Annotated in this window: 5 protein-coding genes and 1 pseudogene; 1 reads left to right on the forward strand and 5 read right to left on the reverse strand. The window is 62.7% G+C overall.

Annotated elements, in window-relative coordinates:
* Positions 1-170 precede the first annotated feature (170 nt).
* Positions 171-485, forward strand: a complete 315-nt coding sequence (locus C1H66_RS23555) for a substrate-binding domain-containing protein (RefSeq protein ID WP_102628973.1) — start codon at positions 171-173, stop codon at positions 483-485.
* 4 nt (positions 486-489) lie between these two features.
* On the opposite strand, the gene C1H66_RS16495 is transcribed toward C1H66_RS23555, so the two are convergent.
* The 5 genes and pseudogenes from C1H66_RS16495 to C1H66_RS22960 all read right to left on the reverse strand — a co-directional run.
* Complete coding sequence (locus C1H66_RS16495; protein WP_102628974.1) at positions 490-1,494, reverse strand: Ldh family oxidoreductase; 1,005 nt, start codon at positions 1,492-1,494, stop codon at positions 490-492.
* Complete coding sequence (locus C1H66_RS16500) at positions 1,491-2,429, reverse strand: hydroxyacid dehydrogenase (RefSeq protein WP_102628975.1); 939 nt, start codon at positions 2,427-2,429, stop codon at positions 1,491-1,493. The genes C1H66_RS16495 and C1H66_RS16500 overlap by 4 nt, the downstream gene beginning before the upstream one ends.
* Positions 2,430-2,553: 124 nt before the next feature.
* The gene (locus C1H66_RS16505) at positions 2,554-3,036 is read right to left on the reverse strand and encodes a tripartite tricarboxylate transporter TctB family protein (protein WP_102628976.1); all 483 of its coding nucleotides are present in this window, start codon (positions 3,034-3,036) and stop codon (positions 2,554-2,556) included.
* A gap of 5 nt (positions 3,037-3,041) precedes the next feature.
* Positions 3,042-4,559: a tripartite tricarboxylate transporter permease gene (locus C1H66_RS16510; RefSeq protein WP_102628977.1), complete on the reverse strand. Its 1,518-nt coding sequence runs from the start codon at positions 4,557-4,559 to the stop codon at positions 3,042-3,044.
* An 80-nt stretch (positions 4,560-4,639) separates the two neighbouring features.
* A pseudogene (locus C1H66_RS22960) lies at positions 4,640-4,900 on the reverse strand (tripartite tricarboxylate transporter substrate binding protein); the annotation flags it as partial.

The raw sequence follows: 4,900 nt of genomic DNA on the forward strand, positions 1-4,900 counted from the left end.
CTAAAGCCGTGTACCGTCCACTGAATCGGGGTAACTCCACTCCGCAGCAGTAACCGTCGGCGAACACCTGCGCTCCCTCTATCAAGCGGCAGGTTTCCACTCAATTGAGATTGCCCAGGGCCTCGGAATCCAGCAGGGCGAAGGTAGCTCGCAGGTCCAGGACCGTATACATGCAGCCCCCCCAGAAAGGCCACTTCCTTGAGGGTGATCGGCAATGGCACGCTCGCCTTCGAGGGCATGCTGGGCGCCCAGCGTACGTGCGCGTCCCAGATGAACATTCCATCACCGACTACGATGATCTGTCTCAGGCGCGCTTCATGAGGCCGCCGTTGACTACGGTCGCCGTGCCGTCGAGCGAGATCGGCCGTCGGGTAGCCGATGACTTGATCGCGCGAATCGACGGCGAAACCAGGCCACACCGCCGCCTGCTGGAATCGTCCCTGGTGCTTCGGGAATCCACCGGACCGGCACCAGCAAGCGGCTAAGCAGTCAGCCCGACGCGGAGTGGGTCTCCAGCTCCGCGAGCAAAGCCTCGGGCAGGGTCAGGCGGTCCCTGCCCTCACGGCGCAGCGCGTAGCGTCGGTCCCCGGGCAACCGGACACCGGGCTGATCCTGCATTGCTGCGAACAGCTCTTCGGCGTGCTCCACGAAGTCCGGCGAGAAACGGGCCGGATCGAAGAGCAGGATCAGTTGGCCGATCCCTGGCGGCTCGCCCTCGGCGTCGAAGAAGGACGAGGCCTGGAAACCGAAGTGGCTGCCGGCGAGCCCCGCGGTGAGCAGCTCCACCATCAGCGCCAGGGCAGCCCCCTTGGCATCGCCAGCCGGGACCATGCTGCCCGCCAGCGCCGCCTCGGGATCAGTGGTCGGCCGCCCCTCGGTGTCCAGGGCCCAGCCCTCGGGGATCGACTCGCCCTGCTTCCTGGCCAGCATCACCTTGCCGCGGGCCACCTTAGACAGCGACAAGTCCAGCAGCAGCGGATCGCCGTCCCGTCGCGGGCAGGCGAAGGCGATGGGGTTGGTGCCGAACAGCGGGCGGTTGCCCCCCCAGGGAGCCATGGCCGAGGGCGCATTACTGAAGGCCAGGGCCAGGTAGCCACGACGGGCCGCGGCCTCGACCGGGGCCCCGGCCACGCCGAAGTGATGGGACCGGGTGATGGACACCGCCGCCACCCCAAGTCGCGCCACACAGTCATAGCCGGCCTCGAGCCCCTGGGCCACGGCGGGGAAAGCCAGGCCATGCCCGGCATCGACGCGCACCACGGCGCCGTCGCTCTCCACCCGGGGCACCGCCGAGGCGTCGACCTTGCCACTGGCGGCCTGATCCAGGTAGAAGGGCAACCGCGACAGGCCATGAGACGGCAAGCCGTCGCGCTCCGCCGCCAGCAAGGCCTCGACGGTGGCCCCAGCCTCGACCTCGCCAAAGCCCTGCCCTCGCATGGCGGCCATGGCCAGCTCCCGGGCCTGCCTGATATCCAACTCGACGTTCTCTTTCATGCGTACACCTTCGCCCTTTCCAGGACCGCACGAACATTGTCGGCGGTCATCCGGCTGATGCGGGCATTGGACTCATCGGTGACACCGGCGATATGCGGCGTCAGGATCAGGTTCGGCACGCCCTCAAGCCCCGAATCCGCGGGCAGGGGTTCTTGCTCGAAGACGTCCAACATGGCGCCGGCCAGTCGTCCTTCCCGCAAGGCCATAGCCAGGGCGTCCTCATCGACGGTACCGCCCCGGGCGGCGTTGATCAGCACGGCACCGGCTTTCATCTGGGCCAGGGCGGCCGCGTCGAGGAGATGGTGAGTGGCCTTGGTCAGCGGCACATGGAGGCTCACCACGTCCGAGGCGGCGAGCAGCGAGGCGAGGCTCTCGTGACGGGTCACGTCCGACCACTCCGGGGCATTCGACGCCAAGTGGGGATCGAAGGCGGCCACCGACATGCCCAGGGCCCGGGCGCGCCGGGCGGTCTCCCGGGCGATGGCGCCGAAGCCCACCAAGCCGAGGGTACTGTCGGCCACCTCACGGCCGATGAGCGCCTGGCGGGGCCACTGCCCCGCCAGCATGGCCGCACTGGAGAAGTAGGCCTGGCGACGCAGCAACAGCGCACCGGTCAGTACGTACTCGGCCACCGAGCTTCCGTTGCCGCCATGGGCGGGCTTGACGATCACTCCCCGGGACTCGCAGGCGGCCAGGTCGATGTTGTCGAGTCCGACCCCCAGGCGCCCGACTACCTTCAGCCGCGGCGCGGCAGCCAGCAGCTCTGGGTCCACCCGGCTGCGATTGCGCACGATGATGCCGTCTGCATCGGCTACGGCAGCCAGCAGGGCCTGGCGATCATCGACCAGGCCCACGTCGAAGGTCACATCGAAACGCGCTTTCAGCGATTTGGCGGCTTCCTCATCCATAAATTCGGATATAACGATTTTGGCCATTGGGCCTCCTCTAGCGCCGGGGTAGCCCGGCTTCCTATTGTTGTGAAAGCAGTAGCACGGCCCTTCACCATCCACCACCGCCCCACAGACTTGTGAGGACGGCAAAGTTATGGCTCGGTTCTTCTCAGAAGAACAACCCTTTCGGCAAGGGCACCAGTAGAACTTTGGAAAAGACGGAGTAGAGCACCAGCACCTCGCAGACAATCGCCACAAGCCAGAGCACTACTTTGCCCGGGGACATTGTTATCGCTGTCTTAGGTGAGACCTTCTTCTCCACCGCAGCTACATAGAAGGCCATCACCATGAAGACCAGCACGCTGCCAACCACAAAGCCCAGCCCCTGGATTATCAGGCTCCAAGCTATCAGCGCTACGCATGCAATCAGCGCGCGCTTCTTGCTGCCATCGGCAAAGATTTTCTCACGGGACTTTAGGATAGAGCCTTGCACCACAAGGATAGCGCTGAGGATGGCAATTCCGTAGAGGATCGTCTCAGGCCAGGCGGCACTCGGTCGCTGCCAGTTCTCGTCCTGGGCGAACCAAAACACCGCAAACAGGATGAACCCCGTCAGCGCTACAAGAAAGTGAGTATTCACTCGAACCAACATAGCAATCACCCCAAAATGGTTTTCCTAGCATTCAGCTTCCTACGCACAACCTTCATTACGAAGGGGCCGATCAGGGTGATGGCTACGATGATAGCCAGCGTGATCGACAGGGGGCTCTGAAGCAACACGAGAAACGGATAATCATAGGCCCGGCCGATCAGCATCGCTTGGGCGAAGCCCTGCTCAGCTATCGGCCCTAGGATAAGGCCCAGCGCGATGGTGGCAGGACTAACGCCAAAATTGCGCATCACATAGCCGAAGATGCCAACTCCCACCATAATAAAGACGTCTGTCATGCTATTGCGCATGGAGTAAGCGCCGAGAATCGTCATCATGGCGATGGTGGGGATTAGGAAGCCTAATGGCACCTTGGTGACAGCTCGAAAGATCAGCCGCCCGAAGATCATACCCACCGGTAGCAGCGCCAGTGCCGCCAGCCCCAGCGAGAAGATGAAGCCGTAGGTCAACACACCGCTGTCGGTGAATAGCCGGGTGCCAGGAGTTAGCCCGTGCATCATCAGCGCACCGAACAGCACGGCGGCAGGCGGTGAACCTGGCACACCCAGCGTCAGTAACGGCACCATGCTGCCGGGCACCGCGGCGTTGTTGCTCGACTCAGAGGCGACCAGCCCCTCCATGCTGCCCTTGCCGAACATTTCCGGCGTACGCGAACTTCGCTTGGCCTCACTATAGGCGAGCAGACCCGCCACATTGTTACCGGCCCCTGGGATTAGACCGATGATCACGCCGATGATGGAGGAGCGGATGATATTGATCGGCTTATATATTACCTCCTTAGTTACGCTCAGTAAGGATTGCGGCTTGGAGTTTTCGTTAGGCTTGACAGCCCGCACGGCTGTGGCTGTCAAGCGAATATACTCAGGCACGGCAAACAAGCCTATCAAAGCTACAATCAGCTCGACCCCGCCCTGCAGCTGCGACGTGCCAAAAAGGAAGCGGGCTTCACCGCCCACCGGGGAGATGCCGATGGTGCCGAGAAGCATGCCGATGCCGCCACCCAGCAATCCCTTGAATATCGAGCCGGTGGATAACCCGGCAATCAGTGCCAGGCCCAGTACGGCTACCCAAAAGTATTCCGGCGGGCCAAACCTCAGGGCGAACAGGCTCAGCACCGGGGCCAGGAACAACAGTGCCACGAACCCCGCCACGCCGCCGCACACTGATGCCACAGTAGCCCCGACAATCGCCCTCTCCGCCTCGCCCTTGGCCGCCATGGGGTGTCCGTCCAGCATAGTGGCGATGGCGCCTGGCGTCCCAGGCGTGTTGATCAGGATAGCCGTGAAGGCCCCGCCATACATAGCGGCAGTGTAGACTGCCCCTAACATGACCAGGCCATTCAGGGCGTCCATCGCGAAAGTGAAGGGAACTAGCAACGCCAGTGCCATAGTGGCGGTCAGACCCGGAATGGTGCCGATGACAAGGCCTATTATTGTGCCCAGAGCAATCAGAAAAAACGTATCGATAGTCAAGATCCCGACAAGACCTTTGTACAATAAGTCCATGTAATCACCTGAAGTTGGACAGAAATGTTTCGACACCGAAAGGCCACCCCACCATCAATTGGCAGGGTGGCCATTTCCCGTTAACCTTCGTCACCGAGAATCTCGGCATACTCTCCCTTCAGGCGTTCCACCAACTCGGCACTCTCCTCCGGGCCCCAGTTGTGCACGAACATGCCCATGTCCTGCTGCCGTGTCGTAATCTGCTGGTTCACGGCATCGAACCCCTCCGCCAGCGTCGCCACTATGTCGTCCGGAGTGTCAGCCGGCACCAGCACGCCGCGGTAGATCGCCTCGACCACGTCGTAACCCTCTTCCCGGAAGGTCGGCACGTCTTCCAGAAA

Origin of the sequence: Halomonas heilongjiangensis (genome assembly GCF_002879645.1) — a bacterium.
GTDB lineage: Bacteria > Pseudomonadota > Gammaproteobacteria > Pseudomonadales > Halomonadaceae > Halomonas > Halomonas heilongjiangensis.